Origin of the sequence: Castellaniella sp., from assembly GCF_049651205.1 — a bacterium.
GTDB lineage: Bacteria > Pseudomonadota > Gammaproteobacteria > Burkholderiales > Burkholderiaceae_B > Castellaniella.
In genome coordinates, this window is sequence record NZ_JBASBR010000007.1 from 468,119 (window position 1) to 488,740 (window position 20,622).

Here is a 20,622-nt window from a genome sequence, read left to right on the forward strand (position 1 = left end):
CTTTGCCGGTAGCCGGCCCAATTTGCCCGCCCTTATTGGCTGGCCTGAAACATCATCCAGCCGCGGCGCAGATCATCGATGGCCGCGTAATGCCACAGGCCCAATGCCAGCACGCTGGCAACACCCGCCAGCAGCACCAACCAGCGCAAGACCTGTGCCTGCAGCTGAATCCTTTGAAACCAGACCTGGGCCATGCGCTGGTGCACAATCTGCAGACCTTCCTGCAAGCCGCGCGCGGCAACCATGTCCTCCAGATACCAATACACATCACGATCCAGCAAACCGGTGTCAAACGCGTCAGCCCCTGTCTCACCCTGGTCGATCTTGGCCACCATCCTGCGCAAATGGGCAGCAAGCCAGGGCGAGGCTGTCTCAAACAGCAGGACAATCACGGGGCGTAACTGCGTGGAATGGCCTGTGCCGGGTTGCAGGAGAATGGTGACTAGTGCCAGCAGGCGCAAGGCCTGCACATTGCGATACAGACGCCATGGGCCAAACCGATCGAACAGACGGCGTCCATGGCCGGAGGTACGCGGCAAACTGAACAGCCCGCCTGACAGCAGGGCTACCGTGAGGATCGGTATTCCACCCCCCCATATGCGCAGATAGCCGGCAAAAGCAAACAGGCTTTGTGCCCAGGTGCCGTGATAGGCAGGAGGCAAGCCCTGAAAGGCCTGCTGCAAGGCAGGGACGGTCCAGGCGGGCAGTGCCAGCATCAGCAAACTGACCACCGCCAGAGCCAGGGCAGCTGAACCCAGCGTCGCCCAAAGCATCCGCCTGGCCTGGATCAGCAAGCCCAGATGTCGGGCAAGGGCCTGAAAGCAGGCCATGAGCCGCGCATTGCCAAATGCCTGAGCAAGCTGCAGCAAGGCGCGCTCATCATCTGGAAAACAACCCTTCCAGGTGGCATGCAGATCACCGCCACTGGCCTCGCACACCAGTGACCACTGCCGCGACAGCCGTCCACGAACCGTACGCCGGCCGTATCGTCTGGCATCCCGGTCAAATAGCTCACGCAGTGTCAGGTGCCCTTGCGCCCCATAAAGCACCGCATGCAAATAATCCAGATAATCTGCCCGGTGAGCCGAGAAACGCCAGGCATCCAGCCTGTGCTGCCATAGGCCGACCTGGCCCGGCCAGAGGCTCAGACGCCGCATCGGGCCACCTGCCGAAATGCTGATTGAGGTGCACGGGACTGACGGCGCAATGCCAGTGTTTCAAATGCCATGAAGCGCATCTCGATATCGTGCGGATCTACCTCACCGGCCACCATTTTTTGCACGGCGTGTGCCATCGCGCTATAGGTGGAATCAGGAAGATAGGGATCCGCAGCCCCGTGCTGCATTGGAGACAGGCCTGGTTCGAGGAGCTCTGCCGCCACCGTACGGCCAGCATAGCCGGCCAGTGCGGGTAGCTGAGGCAGCCGGCAATGCGGGCATCCCTCGGGGTTACGCACACGCAGCTGCCGGGGCGATACCTGCCAGAGTTGCTCGATACGATCCAGCCAGGCTGCCGTTTCTGGCGACCCCGACACGCCACGGACATCCTCTGTACGCACAGGCCTGACCGGCAGCGCACAATGTGAGCACAGCCTGGGCAACAGCACCTGAAACACCAATAGCTTCAGCACCCCGGCCGTATGCAGGAAGTCGGCTGGAATACCGATAAACCGGGAACTCAAGCGATCAATGATGGCGGCGGCTGAGGGCGCATGCACCGTGGTATACAGATTGACGCCAGAGCTGGCTAGATCCATAAAAGCCAGGGCACTGTCTTGGTCGCGAATTTCACCCAGCAGCACATCTGTCATGGCCGAGCGCTTCAAGGTGCGCAGTTTGGCTGCATACGGTGCGGATGCCTGCTGATCCAGATTGCGGGTGATGCTGTTTTGAATTGCACGTTCGATGCGGTATTCAACCGGCTCTTCAAGAGTGATGATCTTGCGCTCATCTGGCAGACGGCCTATCAAACTGGTGAGCGTCGTTGATTTGCCGGAACCCACGGTTCCGGCCAACACAATCGCACCCCCCTCCGAGCGCAGCACGCGATCGAAACACTGAATGTGATCGGCGCGATAGCCAAGGTCTTGGAGGCTGGCCTGCACCAGGCTGTGATCCTGCGCCAAGTAGCGCAGACAGACGCTTGGGCCGCGATCCGCCGCCAGCGAGGCCCAGCGCAACACGCAGGCGCGCCCCTGAACCTGGCGGCGCAAAGTGCCCTGCTGCTCTTGTTGAGGGTCAAACACCGCGCCATTGCCGCCCTGAATATCCATCCAGGCCACGGCCAGCACATCCAGCAGCAAATCGGTGGGCATCAAGCGAAAGCGCTCGGGGGCAATATACCGGCCCGCAACGGTAAACCGCACATCGGATGCGGCGGCATCCTGATGAACATTGAGGTGCAAGTCGCTGGCCCGATGCGCCACGCCCCATTCGATCAGGTCCTGAAATACACCCGCCAGCGCTGTGGGTGTCCGGCTGGCGGGCGCGGGGCTGGCCAACACACCGGCATCTCGCGACAGGGCCAGCAACAAAGCCGCTGGCAGCACATAGCGGGCCGGATCGGACAGCACAAATCCTGCCGCCTGCATGCGCCGCTCCAACGCATCTGCCTGATCACTGCCGACGTATTCCGCCCGCGCAAGCAACGTCATACTGCCGTCTGTCCGCTCAACCGGACAGATCCGGTCGGCCAAAGAATCAACTTCAAATTGCCGGGCAGCCAGGCGCCTCACAGGCGGCTGCAGCTGCGCCAGTTGGCCGGCGTGCTCGATGGTGGCCGCCGCAGCTAAACAAAAGGGTGCCGAGGGCTCCGCTATTGCCAAAGGAGAAGACCAGATCTTCATGGTTGCGCCTCGCCCAGCAACATGCGTAAGCACAAGGAGTGGCGGTCTTCTCCGCGTTCGAGTTGTATGCAGGCGCCGTTCATCCCCCTGAGTTGATAGACACCAGAGTCACCCGTGTGACCCGCCGGAAAAGGCTGGCCACGTACGTACAGATAGGCTCTTTGCCCTACTTGAACTTCGGCCATCAGCGCCCGGCCCACCCCGTAAAGGGCCACCAGGCGTGGCGCCATCACCGGCCGTACAGAGGGTTTGACCCCCGAGATAGCCACACCTGGATTTGGGGCGGATGCTTGCCGGGCGTCTTGCAGATCCTGCTGCAACAACTCGCGTACGGACTGAGTTTCCCATGATTCCTCGGGAGTCGACGACACCGGCGCATCGGCCCCTGGTGGCGTGGCTGCCAACCCGCAGGACCACAAGAGCATGGCCAAGCCAACCCAAAAATGACGGCACATTGCCTTGAAGCGCACGGGTTGAGGCTGAACACGGTTAGTGACGGATTTCATACACGGCCCCTTCGAGATGCAAGATAAGACGGCTGTTTTTGAGGCTGGGGCGGACACCTGGCGCGTGGCTGAGCACCAATTTTTGCCATGACACCGCCTGAGCCAGAGGTGCCAGCAAATCTGCGGATCTCAGCGGCCCCCGGACACTGAGTGGCCGCACTCTTACCACGGGCAGATCGGCGGGCTGGGGGATCAACTGCCCCTGGACATCACGCGGGGCAAGCAAGGCCAAAGGTTGCGGAGGCTTGAGCTGCACCGATGTAAAGGCCGGCAAGACCGCCTGCAAGCCACTGGCCCAACGGCGCGCAAGCAACTGAGCGGCCGGCAGATCCTGCGGCGCAGGCACCTGGCTGCTGACCATTGGAGACCACTGAGCACGAGCCGTGTCCAGCGACGGAAAATCCAGACGCCAACCGGTGGGGGCTTCTTGCATCAAGCCCTGATTGTTAGCCTGCGGCGCAACTCGCCGGTAGTCGCTGGCACACTGCCAGTGCTGCGAGCCCAGTTGGCAGCGCATGGTTTCGAGGACCCACCCGGCCACACGCACCGGCTGAGCCTGTACTGCTGCCAGTAAGTGGCGGGTACCCTGTTTGCCATGCACCGGGCGGGCAGCCATGGCCCGCTGAAGCGCCGCTTGCCAGGCGTGCCGGGCATCCGCGCGCGGCACGGGCGTTGCCCGTGATGTGGCCCAATATTGCCCACCCAAGATAGTAAGCAACAGAAGCCCGGCCACTGACACCAGCCACTTTGAACGGCAAGCAGGGACACGCCCCAGGGGTGGCGCCCCCGCCGCAGCAAGAGCCAGCTTCTGCAGGAGCGCCTCTGTCTGGCTAGCCGCCGGCGGTATCTGCAATTTTGGATACGCACCACGCAAGGCATCCAGCGCCTGCAAGGCCAGGCTTTCGGTGGGGTAGCGGCGGTCGGCCCGGGCCAAGGCCACACCTTCGTGGCATCCCAGCAGGTGCCAATGCTGCGCGCCAAGAGGCAGCACACAGGCCCACGACCCCTGGGGATGCAGGCGCGCCAGAAGATCGGCAGCCGACCAGCACGGCTCGGTGACAGGCAAGCGAGTGGCCAGCCCCAAGGCAGCGGGCGGATTTCCTGACAGTATTTGATGGCGTGCACCTTCGCGACGGGCCAGGCGTTGTGCACGCGCGGAGTCTCCAAGCACCGGCACCCAGCTCAGGCCAAACACCAGCGGGATACTGGCCACACGAACAAGATGGACGAGCGTCATGGTTCAAAGCCCTTCTTCGACCTGGGCGGTGATGATGAGCACGGTGGCCAGCCGTTGGGATTGCAGGTGGTTGCCGCCCCCAAAAATAGCTGGCAAGCCTGGATTCAGGCGCCGTTCGGTGGATTCAGACTGCTGGCGGTCAAACCCCGAGACCACCAGTGGCTGCCCTGGCTGCAAAGCCAATTGCTGCACGGTGCCATTGCCTTCGATGGTGAGCTGCTGCAATTGCAGAGGATTGGCCTTGTCGCCGAATGTGACTGTTTTTAAGGGTTGCGCGACCGTGTTGTCGTACGCCAGCGACAGTAAAATTTGCCCGTTTTCCTGGGCATCTGGTACCAGCGTCAGCAAAGATCCCACGGTTTCTTCTTTTTGATTCACAGAAACCGCAGGCACGGCCAAACCGTTGGTACCGGATAGGGGCGTGGTTTGAACGCGATCGATATAAGAGAAGGTGGTGCGCACTGCATGGGTAACCGGCCGACGATTCAGTGTAAGCATGGGTACGCTGCTGCGACGCACCAGATGTACGGATTCTCCCAGTGCCCGGATCACCGCCTCACTGCCGCTCATCGAGCCCGTGCCCAGCCCTGCTCCTAACCTGCCCGCTGGCCCACTGGCCAGGGCAGGCACCGTCAGGCTGGCGGCCAGCTGTGCCCCGGAAAACACCAGATTCCAGTCGAGGCTGGCCTGGGCCTGCTCGTTGAGTGCCACGGTGAGTTCTTCAAACACCAGCCTGACTCGGCGCGTGAGCGCACGGTTTTCCTTGTCCAGGTAGCCTGCAATGCGATCAAGCACCTCAGGCAAATCCGTGACCACCACGGTGGCGCCCGCACCGGGCTCGGCCACCAGGACACCTGCTCGCGACAAAAATGGCTCTATCCGCGCACGCACCGTCTTGAGCACATTCTGATCGCTACTGTGCAACTGTGTGCTGGACGTACTGATAAAGCCGCCCTCTCCCTGCCTACCCGCCAGGCCCAGGCTGGCCTGCGCCTTGGCATCCAGGGTAAGCGCACGGACATTGAACACCCGTGTCTCGGTACGGAAAAACTCGATACGGCCCTGGGCATAGCGCCAGCGAATACCCAGGTGGGCACACAAACGATCCAGGATCAGAGGCAATGCCGCGGGCTGGGCTGCCAGATCGAAGGGTTGCTCGGGATCTTGCGCAGGCATGGGCACAGCAGCTTGCGCAAGGCGCGGCAAAAAGTGGGCAGCCGGCAACATGGCGTCTGGGCGCACATGAACAGGAATACCGGTAACCGCGGAGATGCGTCGGGCAATACGTCGCAGATTGTCCGTACCACCAGCAAACAGCAAGGTGGTGCGAACCTGCGCACGTAGCGCCGGTGGCAGGGAAAGCTCTCGGGCCAGGGGCTGCGCAGGCCCTGCAACCCAAGGCTTATCGACCTCCTGGGCGGCCTGACGGTGCTGGAGATTTTCGACGCTGCGACCAAAACGCTGATGTCCCTGCACCACGGACTTATCCAGTTGTCGATAATCCTGTGCAGCTTGTTGCAATTTTTCTTGCAGAGCACAGGCGGGCAGTAGCAACAACACTGCAAGGCTGATCAGCCAACGCCCCTTCATCAGGATTCTCCACCAAGCTGCGTACGATCACAGCGCTGGGCCAAGGGCACTACACGCATCACCTGATTAGCATAAAAACACGGCTGAACCGGCCGGTCGCCGAGTTCGGTGGCGGCCAGAAGACTGCGTACTGCGTTACGGAAAGGTTCGTCGAATTCGGCTGAGCCGGCCAGCGGAATATCCACATCTACCGCCCAGTGCTCAGGCTCGAAGGTCCAGCCGGCTTGCCGCGCCCAGCGCCCCAATGCACGGCGTACATTGCCATCTCCTGGTGTCACCTCGAAGGACTGCTTTTTGCCAACCAATGGCAGCCCTGCTGCCTGTGCGATGGGGGCACTGGCAGGTGCAAGACGCGCACCAGGCGCAGTGCCAGGAGAAGCAGCCTGGACAACCTGACTGGCACCGGACGGGCGGCTGGGCATCAAGGCGGGAACAGACCTAGGAACGGGCGCCGCCACCGGTTTAGGTGCGGCAACGGAAGCCGCCACCGGGGCAGCCGTGGCCACAGGCAACACCACCGGTGCAGGGGTAGGTGCAGGCGCTGCCAACGCCCCCACGGAACCAAGCCCTACCCCCTGGCGCCGGGCCTCGGCCATGGACAAGCCACCGCGCATCAGCAGATGGCTCTGTACACCTCGTACACGCAAATAATCACCATCACGCTGTACCCTCAGCAAGGTGTCACCGGCGGGCGTGCGGGCAAATACGGCAGGTACTGCCTGCCCGGCCGGATACTGCAGCCAGGTGTCCGTGCCGTCATCAAACACCTGCAAGGGGGCAAGATCAGGATCGCCAGAGAGTTGCCAGCCAAAATGGTACTGAGCAATACGCGGTGACAAACCGGCGAACTCCCGCCACCAGGCCTCGCTTTGCGGCGTGGCACACCCTGCCAGCGCCAGGCTGAAACACACCGCACCCAAGATCTTGATCATGCCTCTCTCCAGGTAAGCCCCCGGATCCGGCAAAAAAACAGGCACCAGATATCGGGTATCGGGTGCCTATGGTGGTCTGGTGGCGAACCCGCCACCAGACTGGGATATACGAACGGATAAAAAAATCTGGGATGTTTTAGCGCTGGCGAACCATGCGATTACCCTCGGCGCTTGCTGCATTGAGCGCCGTGACAGCCGGCTGCTTACCGTCCAGGGCAGAATTGATGATCTGCTGGAACTTGGTGCGGATCTCAGGGTAGTTATTGATCCGGAACCCCTGGCCCGTGACTGCCGAGCGCCCGGCATACACAGCGACCAGGTTGCGCCACTGTCCCAGGTTGGCATAGTAACTGGCAGGTGTCTTATTGAAAGCAGCTTTTGTTAGTGGCAGATAACCGGTTTCCTGGTACCACTGCGCGGCGTGATCGGGCTGGGCCAGCCAGCCAAGAAACGCTGCTGTGGCATCGGTCACGGGTTTGCTGGATTTCATTACCCACAACCCGGAACCGCTGATAAAGGGATTACCGGGCACCTTGGTGACCTCTGGGTAGTACGGCAAGCCCGATACGGCGTAGTGCAACTTGCGTTGTTGGTTGAACTGCCCGATATGCCCGGAGCTGGACATCATGACGGCGCACTCGCCATTGGCAAACCGGCTGATGGAACGCATTCCGGCATCCGGGCGCACCATGATCTCCGAGCGCACCCAGCTGATCATCAGCGACAGATGGCGCACATAGGTGACATCAAACGAAAAACTGGGCAGGCCCTTGGCCTTGAGGCCGTTATCGGCACTGGCATACAGCTGATTATTGACGGCCGCCAGGTTTTCGAGGTTGATGGATACCGGCAGATTGGATGTGAGCGGGCATTTGCGCGAGCCCTTGTTGGCCATGCTGACCAGCTGTCCCTGGAGACTCATCCAGGTACGCTGCGGGATGGCCGGCACAATGCCTGCCCTTTTGAAGGCATCCTCGTTGTAATACATCACGGGGACTTCGAGCATGGCCGGAAACGCCATCAGGCGGCCCTTGGCATCATGGATGAAGGCGTTGTCCGAGGACACGAACCAATCCACTTTTTTAAGCGGTGCGGATTTTTGCAGCGTATAAAAAGGCTGGACATACGACCGTTGCGAGATGTCCTCGAGCGTATGGCTATCGCCGATCTGGGCCAGCGCCGGCAGCGACTTGCTTTTGGCTGCCGCATCCAGTGCCTGGCTGAGTTCCTCGGGCGTGTCAAACGAGCGCACCTTTACCTGAACATCCGACTGGCTGCGGTTATAGGCCTTGACCAGCGATTCAAACGCATCCGTGTTGTGGCTATCCAGGCTGAGCCAGACTGGCACATCCGTAGCGGCCCAAGCCGAGCCTGAAGCAACCAGCGCGGCCAAAGTCCAGGCCGTACACAAGCCCGGGCGACGCACGCCGGAAGCCATGGGAAAACTCATGATGATTTAATCCAAAAAAGGAAAGTCGATATCTGGCCGGCGCCCGGAAATCAGATCGGCCAAAACCCTGCCTGAGCCAGCTCCCATAGTCCATCCCAGGCTGCCATGACCTGTATTGACATACAGGTTGCGTAACCGGGAGCGCCCGATCATCGGGACATTTGAAGGGGTAAGGGGCCGCAGTCCAGACCAGAACTGAACATTATCAAAATCGAGCGCACTTGGGAACAAGGAACGTGCATGTTCGGCCAATTGATTGCAACGGCCCGTATCCAAGGCGCGTGAATATCCACCAATCTCCGCCGTCCCGGCCATCCGCAGCTGATTGCCCAGGCGTGATGTGACAATTTTCATTTCCTGATCAACCAAACTGACCATGGGGGCGGCGGCGGGATCTCGCAGGTTGAAGGTGGCCGAATAGCCTTTGGCCGGATACACCGGGCAGGCCAGCCCTAAAGGGGCCAGCAGCATCGGGCTGAAGCTGCCCAGCGCCACCACATAGGCATCCGCATGCAAAGACCTGAAAAAACCATCGGGCTCGACGATCTCGGCAACCGACACCTTGCCATCCACGGCATGCAGACGATTGACCCGGGTATTGAAACGAAAGCGCACGCCAGCCGCTTGTGCATGGCCGGCCAGCGCACGGGTAAATAGATGTATATCGCCAGACTCATCATCTGCGGTGAAATCTCCACCGATGATAGGATCACGGGCCGCGGCCAATGCGGGCTCGATGCGCAGCACCTCAGCGGCGTCCACCACCTGGCGATCCACACCCAACTCCCGCATCAGCGCCGCACTGGCCTGGGCATGCTCGAACTCCCGCGGATGGCGGTAAAACGCCAGGATGCCGCGCTCGAGATGGTTGTAATCAATGTTCAGATCTGTACGCAGCTCGCGAAGGGTTGCGCGGCTGTATTGGGCCAGCGCCACCATGGCACGCACATTGCGTGCAAATCGTGGCGGGCGGCACTCATTCAGGTAGCGTGCGCACCACATCCACTGGCGCAGGCTCAGGCGTGGGCTGAAACGCAGCGGCGCATCGGCACGCCCCACCCAGCGCAACACCTTCTTTAGCGTATGGACGCTGGCCCAGGGCTCGGCGTAGCACACGGATATCTGTCCGCCATTGGCCCGGCTGGTTTCCAGGGCTGCGCCGGGTTGGCGATCGATGACTTCAACTTCGTGTCCTGCGCGGGCCAGCCACCACGCACTGGACACACCAATAATACCGGCACCCAACACCGCAATTTTCATGCCTGGGCCTCGGCCCGATCGGCCTCGGTGGTGAAGGCATCAGCGTAGAACATGTCTGGCGCCAACTGGCATTTTCGGGTGAAATCGTGGCGGGCGGCCTCGACCATTGCCGGCGCGCCGCAGGCATACACCTGATGTCCGGACAAATCCGGGAAATCGGCCATCACCGCCTGATGTACCCAGCCCGCGCGGCCTCTCCAGGCATCTTCGGGTTGTGTATCGGACAGCACCGGCACAAAGCGAAACCCCGGCCACTGCGCTGCCCATGCCCGAGGGAGATCCATCTGATAAAGATCAGCCGGCCGGCGCCCGCCCCAGTACAGCACAGCAGGACGGACATCGCCTTGCACCAGCATGGCCTCGATCATGGCCTTGATGGGCGCAAACCCGGTACCGCTGGCCAAAAAGACAATGGGTTGCGGTTGATCGCGCAGGAAAAACGAACCCAGCGGGCCTTCGATACGCAAGATATCACGCAGCTTGACGGGCGACTCGCCGACGCCAAAGACGCGGTCGGTGAAAAAACCGCCCGGTGTATGCCTCAGGTGTAATTGCACCCGGTGGTCTTGGGCCTGGGCGCAGGCCATCGAATAGCTGCGGCGCTGGCCATCTTTAAAGAGGAAATCCAGGTATTGCCCCGGCTGAAAATTAAACGCTTCGGCTGAGGGCAGCTGCAGGGTGAGCTCGGTGACATCGGTGGCCAAAGGTGTCAATGCATGCACGCGCACCGGCATCTTGCGCACCACGATATCGCCCCTCATCCGCACTTCTTCAGCCTCGATGGTGACGTCAGAGGTGGGACACGCCTGGCACAGCAGCGTGTAGCCCTGTGCGAGATCGGCCGCATCCAGAACGCGGCCGGGGGCAGGCCCGGCCTCATAATCACCTGTCACCACCCGTCCGCGGCAAGTAGAGCATGTTCCGTTGCGGCAGCTGTAAGGCAGCACGATGCCTGCCTCCAGAGCAGCATCCAGTATGGTTTGCCCAGGCTTGGCCACAAACGCCTGGCCAGCCGGCTGCACCGACACCTTGAAGCTCATTTCAGATTCCGAAAAAACCAACGCCAATCCGTTATTTTAGACCTCTCGGCATTGTTAACCAGCCGTACCCGACCACAGGCTGGGCTGCTTGATTTTGACATCCAGCAACTTGCCCTTGCGTGCGCGCCGCCCGGCATAGGCGGCCAGGTCGTCGGGCGTCAGGCACAACTCGGTGTCGCGGGCTCGATACAGACCGCGCAGTACGACGCCAGCCGGCCCCACAGCCGCCCATTGCGCCAGATGATCATCATCATCCAGACCCATCAGAATGGTGCCGCGTCCGCCACCCGACAAGGTCTTGAGCTCATCGAGCGCCACCACCAAAAAGCGTCCCTTTTGGCTCAGCAAGGCCAGCGCCTGATCCCCGGGGCCGAGCAACAGGGGTTTAAGCAAGGTTTCGCCCTTATCTACCGTGATGAACTGCTTGCCGGCATGCTGACGGGTACTGAGGTCTCCCGCCGTGGCCCTGAAGCCATAGCCAGACACCACGCCGAGCATCAGGGATTGATCGGCCGCCGCCACCAGCATGTGCACGATCCGGCTGCCGGGCTCAAGCGACACCATCGAGGAAATGGGCTGGCCGTCTCCGCGGGCCGAAGGCAGGCCGGCCACTGGCACGCTGTAGGTGCGGCCGGTGCTGGAGATGGCCAGCAGCTCTTGCGTGCTGCGGCATTCCACCGTGTCGTACAGCGAATCGCCCGCCTTGAAGCCAAACTGGCCGGCATCATGCCCATGGCCCTGACGCACACGTAACCAGCCCTTTTGCGACATCACCACTGTGACAGGCTCATCCAGCACGGCGGTCTCCATCACGGCACGATCGGCCGCCTCGATGAGGGTTCGACGATCGTCCCCATACTGTTTGGCATCGGCTTCGATTTCACGGATGATCAGACGCCGAAAGGCGTCGGGATTGTCCAGCAAATGCTCAAGCCCCTCTTGATCCTTGCGCTTTTGTTCAAGCTCCTGCTCGATACGGATACCCTCGAGACGGGCCAGCTGGCGCAGGCGCATTTCGAGAATATCGTCGGCTTGGCGCTCGCTGAGATTAAAGCGCTGCATCAGGGCATCACGCGGATCATCCGCCTCACGAATTGTGCGGATCACCTCATCCACGTTGAGGTACACAATGCTGCGGCCCTCCAGGATATGGATACGATCCAGCACTTTATCCAGGCGGTGGCGCGTACGCCGGGTAACCGTTTGCGCCCGAAACGCCAGCCAGGATTCAAGCACTTGGCGCAGGCTGCGCTGCCCCGGCCGGCCATCGGTGTCGATACACACCAGATTCAGCGAGACATTACCCTCAAGCCCGGTGCGTACGAGCAGCAAGTTGACAAACTCATCACGGTCGATGGTTCTGGACTTGGGCTCAAACACCAGCCGCACCGGGGCTTGCTTGCCGGACTCATCCCGCACAGTATCCAGCAGCCCCAGAACCAGTGCCTTGGTTTGCTGCTGCTCGGAAGACAGGGATTTTTTTCCTGCTCGTGGCTTGGGGTTGGTGAGGTCTTCGATGGTTTCGAGAATTTTCTGGGATGAGGTGCCGGGGGGCAGCTCAGTGACCACCAGTTGCCACTGGCCGCGCGCCAGATCCTCGAAGTGCCAGCGGGCACGCGCCTTGATTGACCCACGCCCACTGGCATAAATGTGCGCCACATCGGCTGGCGACGAAATGATTTGTCCGCCCCCCGGAAAATCCGGCCCTGGCACCAGGGCGTAAAGCTCCTCGTCAGCCAGGTTGGGCTTGCGCAGCAAAGCCACGCAGGCACGGGCAATTTCGCGCAAATTGTGCGAGGGGATCTCGGTGGCCATCCCCACGGCAATGCCCGAGGCCCCGTTAAGCAGCATTACGGGCAGGCGCGCCGGCAGGCACACGGGCTCTTGCTGGCTGCCATCGTAATTGGGGATGAAATCAACAGTGCCCTCATCCAGCTCATCAAGCAACAGGCGCGAGAAGGGCGTCAGGCGTGCCTCGGTGTAGCGCATGGCAGCGGCGTTGTCGCCATCCCGCGAGCCAAAATTGCCGTGGCCGTCGATCAGCGGATAACGCAGGACAAAATCCTGTGCCATGCGCACCATGGCGTCGTAGGCCGCCTGATCTCCGTGGGGATGATACTTGCCCAGCACATCACCCACCACCCGGGCGGATTTCACCGGACGCGACTGGCCTCCCAGCCCCATCGCATCCATGGCGTAGAGTATCCGCCGCTGTACAGGCTTCTGGCCGTCCGAGACTTCCGGCAAGGCCCGGCCGCGCACCACCGAAACGGCGTAATCCAGATAAGCCTGCTCGGCGTAGCGGGCCAGCACCAGGCCGTCATCCCCGTCTGCAGTCAATAAATCTGCGGTATTGGCATCCATTTTTATTCCTTAAACATCCACTTCGGCCAGATTGCCTTTGTCTTCGAGCCAGCTGCGCCGCTGCCCCGATTCGCCCCGCGCCATCAACATTTCAAACAACTGCATCGACGCCTTCACCCCTTCATCGCCATGCCGCACTTGAGCCAACCGGCGGGTGTCGGGGTTGAGCGTGGTATCCCAAAGCTGCTCAGCATTCATTTCGCCCAGGCCCTTGAATCGGCTGATGCGCCAGCTGCCCTCGCGCAGGTTTTCACCCCGCAGCTTTTCCTGCACCGCATCCAGTTCCTCCTGATCCAGACAATACAGCTTGCGCGCCGGCCGCTTGCCGGCCGCGGGCACATCCACGCGAAACAGGGGCGGGCGCGCAATATACACATGTCCGGTGTCGATCAGCTGCGGGAAATGGCGCAAAAACAGGGTCAGTAAAAGCACCTGGATGTGCGAACCATCGACGTCTGCATCAGACAAAATACAGATGCGGCCATAGCGCAGGCCCGACAGATCGATATCCTGCCCAGGCGCATGCGGATCCACTCCGATGGCCACGGAAATATCGTGGATTTCGTTGTTGGCAAACAGGCGGTCACGCTCAACTTCCCAGGCATTGAGGATCTTGCCACGCAACGGCAAAATCGCCTGAAACTCTTTGTCGCGCCCCATCTTGGCAGAACCGCCGGCCGAATCACCCTCAACCAGAAAAACCTCGGTGCGTGATGCATCCGAGGATTCGCAGTCGGTAAGTTTTCCCGGCAACACCGCCACCCCCGACCCCTTGCGCTTTTCTACCTTGCGGGCTGCCCGCGTGCGGGCCTGCGCCTGGCCAATGGCCAACTCGGCCAGACGTTTGCCGTGCTCGACATTGGCGTGCAGCCAAAGCTCTAGCGCATTTCGCAGATACGTGCCCACCAGGCGCACCGCGTCACGGCTGTTCAGCCGCTCTTTGATCTGGCCCTGGAATTGGGGATCAAGCACCTTGGCCGACAAAATAAAACTGGCACGGGCAAAGACGTCCTCGGGCAAAAGGCGAATGCCTTTGGGCAAGAGGTTATGCAGTTCGGCAAAGGATTTGACCGCATTGAACAAGCCTTCACGCAGGCCAGATTCGTGGGTTCCGCCTGCCGTGGTGGCAATCAGGTTGACATAGGATTCACGGACCACCGGCCCTTCTTCTGTCCAGGCCACCACCCATTGGGCGCCCTCGCCGCGGGCAAAATGCTCATCATCAGCCCCCGCGTATTGTTGACCCAGAAACATGGGGATCAGCACAGGCGTACCCGCCAGCGCCTCGGCAAGATAGCCCTGCAAACCAGACTCGTAATGCCACTCGCGTTGCTGGGCATTTTTTTCGATGTTCAGGGTGACGCGGGTACCGGGCAGCAGCACCGCTTTGCTGCGCAAGGCATGCTCAAGATCCGCCAGTGGTACCTGCGCGTGATCAAAATACCGGGGATCAGGCCAGGCCCGCACCCGCGTGCCCGTGCGCCGCTTGCCCACACTGCCTGTCTTGCTCAGCGACTCTATCACTGCCCCATCAGCAAACACGATGCGGTACTCACCACCATCCCGCCAGACCGTGACCTCAAGGCGCGTCGACAAGGCATTGGTAACTGACACACCCACCCCATGCAGACCGCCGGAAAACGCGTATGCACCGCCGTCAGCCTTGTTGAATTTGCCCCCGGCGTGCAGCCGCGTGAACACCAGTTCAACCACCGGCGCGTGCTCTTCTGGATGCTCGCCCACCGGTATTCCCCGGCCATCGTCCTCCACCGAGAGGCTGCCATCGGCATGCAAGCTGACCGCAATGTGCTGGCCGAAACCAGCTAGGGCTTCATCTGCTGCGTTATCAATCACCTCCTGGATGATGTGCAAGGGATTGTCGGTTCGGGTGTACATGCCGGGGCGCTGACGCACCGGCTCCAGACCCTTCAAGACTCGAATCGAAGATTCGTCATAGCGTGCTGTGCTCAATGTACTGTCCGTGGTTAGGCATCAAAAAGGTCACCATTTTACGAAGATAATGGTATGCTTAGTGATATCGGGCTTGTCGCGCCCTTCTTCAAGCGCCGGCACAACGTCCTGCCCGGTTTATTCCCTTATCTAGCAACTGCGACACTACCGCACACCATGAGCGACTCCATCCAGCACGTAAGCGATGCGTCATTCCAGGCTGACGTGCTCCAATCCGAACTTCCCGTCCTGGTCGATTACTGGGCAGAATGGTGCGGCCCCTGCAAAATGGTGGCCCCCCTGCTCGACGAAGCCGCGGCCCAATACCAAGGCCGGCTAAAGATAGCCAAGCTTAATGTCGACGAAAATCCCAACAGTGCAGCCCAATACGGCATCCGTGGTATTCCCACACTGATGCTGTTCAAAGACGGCAAGGTTGCCACCACCAAGGTGGGCGCGCTGTCACGCACTCAGTTGCAGGCTTTTCTCGACGAATCTCTCTAACCCTTTTTCACCCCGACCCATCCCGCACGCCAGTGCCTGCGAGCTCATTTCCGGGCTCGTAACGGGTCCAACGACTCTACCTTCCCCTTCTTCCCCATGCATCTGAACGAACTCAAAGCGCTGCACGTTTCGCAGTTGCTCGACATGGCCGCCGGTCTCGAGATCGACAACGCCAGCCGACTGCGCAAACAGGAACTGATGTTCGCCATCATGAAACGGCGCGCCAAACAAGGCGAGCAAATTTTTGGTGATGGCGTGCTAGAAGTGCTGCCCGACGGGTTCGGCTTCCTGCGCTCACCCGACACCTCGTATCTGGCCAGCACCGACGATATTTACATCTCACCGTCTCAGATCCGCCGATTCAACCTGCATACGGGCGACTCCATCGAAGGCGAAGTCCGCACACCCAAAGACGGCGAGCGCTACTTTGCCCTAGTCAAGGTGGACAAGGTCAATGGCATGCAACCCGAGGCCATCAAGCACCGGATCATGTTCGAGAACCTGACGCCGCTGCACCCCGATGAGCCCATGGTGCTCGAGCGCGACATCAAGAGCAAAGAGAACATCACCGGGCGCATCATGGATATCTTTGCCCCGATCGGCAAAGGTCAGCGCGCCCTGATCGTTGCCAGCCCCAAATCCGGCAAAACGGTGATGATGCAGCATATCGCCCACGCCATCACCACCAACTATCCGGAAGCGGTGATGATCGTGATGCTGGTCGACGAGCGTCCCGAAGAAGTCACCGAAATGCAACGCACCGTGCGCGGTGAAGTGGTGGCCTCCACCTTCGACGAGCCCGCCACCCGGCACGTACAAGTGGCCGAGATGGTGATCGAAAAAGCCAAGCGGCTGGTCGAACTCAAAAAAGACGTAGTCATTTTGCTGGATTCGATTACGCGCCTGGCCCGTGCCTACAACACAGTTGTCCCTGCCTCAGGCAAGGTACTTACCGGTGGTGTCGATGCCAACGCTTTGCAGCGGCCCAAGCGCTTCTTTGGCGCGGCCCGCAATCTCGAAGAAGGCGGCTCCCTCACCATCATCGGCACTGCCCTGATTGAAACCGGCAGCCGCATGGACGAAGTGATTTACGAAGAATTCAAGGGCACCGGCAACTCCGAAGTGCACCTCGAACGCCGATTGGCCGAGAAGCGTATTTATCCGGCCATCAACCTGAACAAATCCGGCACACGTCGTGAAGAGCTCCTGATCAAGCCTGACCTTTTACAAAAGGTTTGGGTATTGCGCAAATTCATCCACGACATGGATGAAGTGGACGCCATGGAATTCATCCTGGACAAAATCCGGGCCACCAAAAACAACGCCGAATTTTTTGACATGATGAAGAAATAAGCGAGCATCTTTCATGAGTCTTCCTTCCGTCGAACAGTTTCTTTCACAACTACAGGCGCGCGACCCTCACCAGCCAGAATTCATGCAGGCTGTCAAAGAGGTCATGCACAGTTTGTGGCCGTTCATCGAAAAAAATCCACGCTACGCCAGCCAGGCCTTGCTTGAACGCATCGTCGAACCCGAACGCGCCATTCAGTTCCGGATTTGCTGGATGGATGACACTGGTCACACCCGCGTCAATCGCGGCTTTCGTATTCAGCACAGCTCTGCCATCGGCCCCTACAAGGGTGGGATGCGGTTCCACCCTTCGGTCAACCTCTCCATCCTCAAGTTCCTGGCATTCGAGCAAACCTTTAAAAATGCCCTCACCACTCTGCCCATGGGCAGCGGGAAAGGCGGATCCGACTTTGACCCCAAATGCAAGTCCGACGCCGAAGTGATGCGTTTTTGTCAGGCACTGATGATTGAACTCTATCGTCACCTGGGCCCTGATACCGATGTGCCGGCGGGCGACATCGGCGTGGGCGGCCGCGAAGTCGGGTTCATGGCCGGCATGATGAAAAAGCTCTCCAACCAAACCGGCAGCGTCTTCACCGGCAAGGGCCTGTCGTTTGGCGGCAGCCTGATTCGCCCCGAAGCCACCGGCTACGGTGTGGTGTACTTCGCCGAAGAAATGCTCAAGCACGTAGGCCAATCGCTCGAAGGCTATACAGTAGCCGTGTCGGGTTCTGGCAACGTGGCACAATACGCCATCGAAAAATGCATGCAACTGGGCGCCCGTGTCATCACGGTGTCCGACTCCCACGGCTGCGTAGTGGATCCTGCTGGCTTCACCCCCGAAAAGCTCGCTGCCCTGATCAGACTCAAAAACGAGCAACGTGGCTGCATCGAAGAATACGCCAAACAATTTGGTCTCACCTACGAAGACGGCAAACGACCCTGGCATGTACCGGTCGACGTGGCCCTGCCCTGCGCGACCCAAAACGAGCTAGAGATCGATGACGCCCGCACCCTGATCGCCAATGGCGTGAAATGCGTGGCTGAAGGTGCCAACATGCCCTCATCCATCGAAGCGGCAGAAGCCTTCATCGCCGCAGGGGTGCTGTATGCGCCAGGCAAAGCCAGCAATGCAGGTGGCGTGGCCGTATCCGGCCTCGAGATGAGCCAAAACGCGCAACGGTTGCACTGGACCCGCGAGCAAGTGGACACCAAGCTGCACGACATCATGCGCGACATCCATCGCAACTGCGTGCACTATGGCACCGACAACGGTACAACCAATTACCTCAATGGCGCCAACATTGCCGGTTTCGTCAAAGTGGCCGACGCGATGCTCTGCCAAGGAGTGTATTAATGTATTTGCCACAGATGTCATTGCATCCGTGAAAAAAGCTCCCTCGGGAGCTTTTTTCTTTCTGGCACAGCCTTTTGATCGGGCTACCGGTGTTGCCCCAGACCATCAGCGAGCCCCACGCACCAGCGTACTTTTGCCAAACAGACTTTCAACCATTTGCACCGCCACTTTGGCGGTGCTGTTGCACACATCCAGGGCCGGATTAAGCTCGACAATATCCAGCGAGCCCACCCGCCCGGTATCGGCCAGCATTTCCATGCACAGCTGGGCCTCACGCCAGGTGGGCCCACCCTGCACCGTGGTGCCAACCCCCGGCGCATCGCGAGGATCCAGAAAATCCACATCAAAGCTGACATGGATATGTGCGTCGTCTGGCAAATCGGCCAAGGCCGCCTGCATCACCGCCCGCATGCCCAGTTCGTCGATGGTGCGCATGTCGTAGACATCGAGCTTTTGTTCATGCACAAACAACCGCTCTTGATGATCCACGCTGCGGATACCAATCATGCGCAAGTCTGCCACACCCAACGCAGCGCCACTGCCCCCCAGATTAACGAGGGCATCGGGGCCAAAACCGCATAGACAAGCTACGGGCATGCCATGCACGTTACCGCTGGGCGTCAGTGTTGCCGTATTGAAATCGGTATGGGCATCCAGCCAGAACACGCGCAACGGACGCCCTTGTTGACGGCAATACCGCGCAACCGCCCCGACAGACCCCACCCCCAGGCTGTGGTCACCGCCCAACATCAGGGGCAGCCGCTGGGCGCGCAATTGGATCGACACTGCATCAAACAGGGTTTGGTTCCATTGAACAACCTCAGGCAGATGACGATAGCCTTGCACGGGGGCCTGCCAGGGATTAACCGGGCCGGCCAGGTTACCGGTATCCAGCACGTCCAGCCCCTGGCGGGACAATGCCCGGGCAAGGCCCGCCACGCGCAGGGCCTCCGGCCCCATCGAGGCGCCCCGCACCCCAGCCCCCACATCCGTGGGGACACCAATCAAGGCAACTGTTTTTTTTGTCATGGCCTGTCCTTTTGTGCGTGCCGCCACGCGACGCACTGCGACATAAAACACCTGCAACGCAGTTTAAACATACTGCGTGTCCTGGCGCGAGCGCGTGGTTTTCTGTCCAACGCCCGTGGCACCATCCGCCGCACCCAGGCGCCGCATCGCACCAAACAGATTTTTAGGATCACCCTCGGGGACAAGCTCCAGTGCCTGGCCAATGTGCAGCGCACGTGATTGATCCCAAAGAAAACGCAGGGCAGAAAAATCCTCAAGTGCAAACCCTACTGAATCAAACACGGTGATTTCGTCGTTGGCCTGGCGGCCTGGCCGATGGCCAGCCAGGACTTCCCAGAGGGGAATCACGCCATAATCAGCAGGCATCTGCTGGATTTCACCCTCGATACGGGACTGCGGTTCAAACTCGATAAAGGTGCTGGCCCCCTGGAGAATATCGGGGTGAAGCTCTGTCTTACCCGGACAATCGCCGCCCACGGCATTCAGGTGCACGCCCGGACGTACCATCCCGGGGGTCAGAATCAGGGCATTGGTCTTATCCGCCGTAACCGTGGTGATGATGTCGGCTCTGGCGGTGGCCTGGGCCACGCTGGTGGCCAGATGCACCTCCAGGCCCGGACAAACCGATAGGTTCTTGATCAGCTTCTGGCTGGCGCGCGGGTCTATGTCGTAGACAAATAACGTGTCGATACCCAGCATATGGTGAAACGCCAGCGCCTGAAACTCGCTTTGCGCGCCGTTGCCGATCAGGGCCATGGTGTGCGCCCCCGGGCGCGCCAATACGCGCGCCGCCACCACCGAGGTGGCGGCAGTACGCAAAGCCGTGGTTAAGGTCAGTTCACTCAGCAGCAACGGCATGCCCGTGCTGACGTCCGCCAAGGCGCCAAAAGCCATCACGGTGGGCAAGCCCTGGCGTGGGTTGGCGGGGTGTCCGTTGACGAACTTAAATGAATAGCGTTCAGTGTCTGTGGTGGGCATGAGTTCGATCACGCCAACCGCCGAATGGCTGGACAACCGTGGCGTTTTTTCGAACGACTCCCAACGTAGAAAATCATCCTGAACATATTGGGCCAAGACCGCCAGGGCCTTGGCAATCCCCATGCGGTTGACCAGCATGGCGACATCGGTGGTGGTCAGCATCCATGTCATGGTGTGTCTCCTGATGAACTATAACGATCCTGTCTAGACTGTCTTTATTATTCTCAATC

Annotated in this window: 16 protein-coding genes; 3 read left to right on the top strand and 13 right to left on the bottom strand. The window is 60.3% G+C overall.

Translation table 11 applies throughout. The features are described from left to right. Positions 1-32 precede the first annotated feature (32 nt). The 11 genes from WA928_RS05870 to WA928_RS05920 form a co-directional block, all read right to left on the bottom strand. Positions 33-1,157 (bottom strand): hypothetical protein, encoded by a 1,125-nt coding sequence (locus tag WA928_RS05870; protein ID WP_424300775.1) that lies wholly within the window; start codon positions 1,155-1,157, stop codon positions 33-35. Beyond that, positions 1,145-2,845: an ATPase, T2SS/T4P/T4SS family gene (locus tag WA928_RS05875; protein WP_424300778.1), complete on the bottom strand. Its 1,701-nt coding sequence runs from the start codon at positions 2,843-2,845 to the stop codon at positions 1,145-1,147. Before WA928_RS05875 ends, WA928_RS05870 begins: the two co-directional genes overlap by 13 nt. Continuing rightward, entirely contained in the window at positions 2,842-3,351 is a 510-nt protein-coding gene (locus WA928_RS05880) for a hypothetical protein (RefSeq protein WP_424300781.1), read from the bottom strand. The genes WA928_RS05875 and WA928_RS05880 overlap by 4 nt, the downstream gene beginning before the upstream one ends. Continuing rightward, complete coding sequence (locus tag WA928_RS05885; protein WP_424300784.1) at positions 3,335-4,588, bottom strand: hypothetical protein; 1,254 nt, start codon at positions 4,586-4,588, stop codon at positions 3,335-3,337. Before WA928_RS05885 ends, WA928_RS05880 begins: the two co-directional genes overlap by 17 nt. 3 nt (positions 4,589-4,591) lie before the next feature. Continuing rightward, a complete protein-coding gene (locus WA928_RS05890; RefSeq protein WP_424300787.1) occupies positions 4,592-6,178 on the bottom strand; it encodes a hypothetical protein in 1,587 nt (528 codons plus the stop codon). Next, positions 6,178-7,110, bottom strand: coding sequence for a TcpQ domain-containing protein (locus WA928_RS05895; RefSeq protein WP_424300790.1), 933 nt, complete (start codon positions 7,108-7,110; stop codon positions 6,178-6,180). Before WA928_RS05895 ends, WA928_RS05890 begins: the two co-directional genes overlap by 1 nt. A 136-nt stretch (positions 7,111-7,246) precedes the next feature. Further along, on the bottom strand, positions 7,247-8,560 hold the full coding sequence (locus WA928_RS05900) for an extracellular solute-binding protein (RefSeq protein ID WP_424300793.1): 1,314 nt from the start codon (positions 8,558-8,560) through the stop codon (positions 7,247-7,249). Positions 8,561-8,566: 6 nt separating this feature from the next. After that, positions 8,567-9,820, bottom strand: coding sequence for a D-amino acid dehydrogenase (locus WA928_RS05905; protein WP_424300796.1), 1,254 nt, complete (start codon positions 9,818-9,820; stop codon positions 8,567-8,569). Beyond that, complete coding sequence (locus tag WA928_RS05910) at positions 9,817-10,860, bottom strand: CDP-6-deoxy-delta-3,4-glucoseen reductase (protein WP_424300799.1); 1,044 nt, start codon at positions 10,858-10,860, stop codon at positions 9,817-9,819. Before WA928_RS05910 ends, WA928_RS05905 begins: the two co-directional genes overlap by 4 nt. A gap of 54 nt (positions 10,861-10,914) precedes the next feature. After that, on the bottom strand, positions 10,915-13,224 hold the full coding sequence (gene parC, locus WA928_RS05915; RefSeq protein ID WP_424300802.1) for a DNA topoisomerase IV subunit A: 2,310 nt from the start codon (positions 13,222-13,224) through the stop codon (positions 10,915-10,917). Between the two features lie 9 nt (positions 13,225-13,233). Continuing rightward, positions 13,234-15,195: a DNA topoisomerase IV subunit B gene (locus WA928_RS05920; RefSeq protein ID WP_424300805.1), complete on the bottom strand. Its 1,962-nt coding sequence runs from the start codon at positions 15,193-15,195 to the stop codon at positions 13,234-13,236. A gap of 156 nt (positions 15,196-15,351) precedes the next feature. On the opposite strand from WA928_RS05920, the gene trxA reads away from it, so the two are divergent. The 3 genes from trxA (at position 15,352) to gdhA (ending at position 18,385) form a co-directional block, all read left to right on the top strand. Then, positions 15,352-15,678, top strand: a complete 327-nt coding sequence (gene trxA / locus WA928_RS05925) for a thioredoxin TrxA (RefSeq protein ID WP_424301174.1) — start codon at positions 15,352-15,354, stop codon at positions 15,676-15,678. Positions 15,679-15,774: 96 nt separating this feature from the next. Next, positions 15,775-17,031: a transcription termination factor Rho gene (gene rho / locus WA928_RS05930; protein WP_424300808.1), complete on the top strand. Its 1,257-nt coding sequence runs from the start codon at positions 15,775-15,777 to the stop codon at positions 17,029-17,031. A gap of 13 nt (positions 17,032-17,044) precedes the next feature. Beyond that, the gene (gene gdhA, locus WA928_RS05935) at positions 17,045-18,385 is read left to right on the top strand and encodes an NADP-specific glutamate dehydrogenase (RefSeq protein WP_424300811.1); all 1,341 of its coding nucleotides are present in this window, start codon (positions 17,045-17,047) and stop codon (positions 18,383-18,385) included. A gap of 105 nt (positions 18,386-18,490) precedes the next feature. Here the strand turns inward: gdhA and rocF are convergent, their stop codons facing one another. Both rocF and WA928_RS05945 read right to left on the bottom strand, forming a co-directional pair. After that, on the bottom strand, positions 18,491-19,414 hold the full coding sequence (gene rocF, locus WA928_RS05940; RefSeq protein ID WP_424300814.1) for an arginase: 924 nt from the start codon (positions 19,412-19,414) through the stop codon (positions 18,491-18,493). A 63-nt stretch (positions 19,415-19,477) separates the two neighbouring features. Next, positions 19,478-20,563, bottom strand: a complete 1,086-nt coding sequence (locus WA928_RS05945; RefSeq protein WP_424300817.1) for an ornithine cyclodeaminase — start codon at positions 20,561-20,563, stop codon at positions 19,478-19,480. Between the last annotated feature and the right edge of the window lie 59 nt (positions 20,564-20,622).

Coding starts and splice junctions, on each gene's coding strand:
- WA928_RS05870 (WP_424300775.1), bottom strand. CDS start 1,157: ATGCGGCGTCTGAGCCTCTGGCCGGGCCAGGTCGGCCTATGGCAGCAC.
- WA928_RS05875 (WP_424300778.1), bottom strand. CDS start 2,845: ATGAAGATCTGGTCTTCTCCTTTGGCAATAGCGGAGCCCTCGGCACCC.
- WA928_RS05880 (WP_424300781.1), bottom strand. CDS start 3,351: ATGAAATCCGTCACTAACCGTGTTCAGCCTCAACCCGTGCGCTTCAAG.
- WA928_RS05885 (WP_424300784.1), bottom strand. CDS start 4,588: ATGACGCTCGTCCATCTTGTTCGTGTGGCCAGTATCCCGCTGGTGTTT.
- WA928_RS05890 (WP_424300787.1), bottom strand. CDS start 6,178: ATGAAGGGGCGTTGGCTGATCAGCCTTGCAGTGTTGTTGCTACTGCCC.
- WA928_RS05895 (WP_424300790.1), bottom strand. CDS start 7,110: ATGATCAAGATCTTGGGTGCGGTGTGTTTCAGCCTGGCGCTGGCAGGG.
- WA928_RS05900 (WP_424300793.1), bottom strand. CDS start 8,560: ATGAGTTTTCCCATGGCTTCCGGCGTGCGTCGCCCGGGCTTGTGTACG.
- WA928_RS05905 (WP_424300796.1), bottom strand. CDS start 9,820: ATGAAAATTGCGGTGTTGGGTGCCGGTATTATTGGTGTGTCCAGTGCG.
- WA928_RS05910 (WP_424300799.1), bottom strand. CDS start 10,860: ATGAGCTTCAAGGTGTCGGTGCAGCCGGCTGGCCAGGCGTTTGTGGCC.
- parC (WP_424300802.1), bottom strand. CDS start 13,224: ATGGATGCCAATACCGCAGATTTATTGACTGCAGACGGGGATGACGGC.
- trxA (WP_424301174.1), top strand. CDS start 15,352: ATGAGCGACTCCATCCAGCACGTAAGCGATGCGTCATTCCAGGCTGAC.
- rho (WP_424300808.1), top strand. CDS start 15,775: ATGCATCTGAACGAACTCAAAGCGCTGCACGTTTCGCAGTTGCTCGAC.
- gdhA (WP_424300811.1), top strand. CDS start 17,045: ATGAGTCTTCCTTCCGTCGAACAGTTTCTTTCACAACTACAGGCGCGC.
- rocF (WP_424300814.1), bottom strand. CDS start 19,414: ATGACAAAAAAAACAGTTGCCTTGATTGGTGTCCCCACGGATGTGGGG.
- WA928_RS05945 (WP_424300817.1), bottom strand. CDS start 20,563: ATGACATGGATGCTGACCACCACCGATGTCGCCATGCTGGTCAACCGC.